This window comes from Marinobacter sp. UBA5687 (genome assembly GCF_002420325.1).
Taxonomy (GTDB): domain Bacteria; phylum Pseudomonadota; class Gammaproteobacteria; order Pseudomonadales; family Oleiphilaceae; genus Marinobacter; species Marinobacter nauticus.
In genome coordinates this window covers 15052-16894 of sequence record NZ_DIHV01000076.1, presented here as the reverse complement: position 1 = coordinate 16894, position 1843 = coordinate 15052, and the positions used below count along the sequence as shown (strand labels likewise).

At 60.7% G+C, this 1843-nt stretch carries 1 protein-coding gene; it reads right to left on the bottom strand.

Annotated features, from left to right (window positions below; all coding sequences use genetic code 11):
• Window positions 1-1843: molybdopterin-dependent oxidoreductase (locus tag B3Y70_RS07980; RefSeq protein ID WP_288589578.1), on the bottom strand; the 1843-nt coding region annotated here is incomplete at both ends.

The following is a 1843-nucleotide window of genomic DNA, read 5'->3' as shown; positions in this document are numbered from 1 at the left end:
GGTGGATAAGCAGGGTGCAGCGGCCTTTGCCTTTGACCAGACGCTGGCTGTTGTGCATCCACGAGTTGTTGCTGCGGACATGGCGACGGCCAATCAACAGCAGGCCGTCAGCGGGGGCAGATTCAAGGGTAGCCTGCATGCGCTCCACATCCGCGAGATAGCGGCGAGGTGCCATCTGAATCAGACCATCGCGGGTGAACAGCCTTTCCGGTAACGCCGGTTGCAGGGGGCCGAGGTCGATGCCATGCGGTGCGGCTTTCAGAGCAGAAAGTGATAGGCCTTTTGGTAATTCATCCCAACGTCGGTTGAGTGGGCTCAGCCGGGCCAGGCCTTTGAGGGGGTTACGCTCCGGAAGAATGTCCATCACCAGTTCGATGGCGGTTTGGGCGAATGGGCGCACCGGGCCGGCGTCGGCACCATAGGGGCCTGTTCGCAAGAGCAGATCCAGAATCGGATCTGGTCCCAGTTTTTTGAACGCCCTCCAGCCCATTTCCGAGCGTAGGGGCAGGCGCCCGCTTTTGCGCTGTTGCTCCAGACGGTGTGCGAGCTCCAGCAGAATCTGCCAGTCGTGGCGGGCGTCGTCCGCTGCCGGAAACAGTGCTTCGCTGTACTTGGCTACGTTGCGTACGGCAAACTGGCTGAAGATCAGATCATAGTGACTGCGCTCCAGGGCCGCCGTTGGCGGCAGAATGACATCGGCATGGCGGGTGGTTTCGTTCAGGTAGTAATCCACGGACACCATGAAATCCAGCCCCTCCAGGGCTGACTCCAGTCGCTGGCCGTTAGGGCTTGATAGCACAGGGTTGCCGGCCACGGTCACAAAGGCACGGACCTGACCTTCGCCCGGTGTAAGCATTTCATCGGCCATGGTGCTGGCCGGATACTCTCCCGCAAATTCCGGTAGACCGCGAACCCGGCTGTGGCGCTTACCGAAATGCCCGCGCTGCCCGGACATGGCGCCGAGTGCCACCAGATCCACCGCCGGTTGGGTAAACAGTACGCCACCGGGTATATCCAGCTTGCCGGTCAGGATATTCAGGCAGTACGCCAGCCACGTGGTGGTACCGCCAAACGCCTGAGTGCTGGTGCCCATTCGGGTATACAGGGCTGCCCGTGGCGTTTTCGCCAGCTGTCGCGCCAGCTGTCGGATGGCCTCAGCCTCAATGCCGGTGTGCCTGGTTACCGCTTCCGGTGAGAACGACAGGGCGGCCAGGCGAAGAAGATCCACGTCTTTCACCAGCCGCTCGGCCGCGCCAGGGTCCACCAGGTTCTCTTCGAACAGAGTGTGTACCATGGCCATCAGCAGGAAGGCATCGGTGCCGGGCCGGATAAAATGGAAGTCGTCGGCCAGGCGGGCGGTTTCAGTGCGCCGGGGATCAATCACCACGAGTTTCCCGCCCCGTTGACGCAGTGCTTTCAGGCGGCCCCGGATGTCCGGTACGGTCATCAGACTACCGTTTGAGGCCATCGGGTTGCCGCCAATACAGATAAACAGATCGGTATGGTCGATGTCCGGAATCGGAAACAGAATCTGGTGACCAAACATCTCCAGGCTGGCCAGCATGTGCGGTAGCTGGTCGTTGGAGGTGGCAGAGAAGCGATTCTGGGTGCCGATGGCCCGCAAAAACGGCATGGTGGTCATCAGGGCGCCGTGATTGTGGACATTGGGATTGCCCAGGTAGACCCCGATACTGTTTCGGCCGTAGGTTTTCCGAATTCCATGAAGCTTCTCGGCAACCAGGTCAAAGGCGTCCTCCCAGGATAGCTCTTCCCAGCCCTGGGCAGTTTTGCGTATCGGCTTCTTCAGGCGCTCCCGGTCTTCATGCAGATCCTGAAGTGCGAC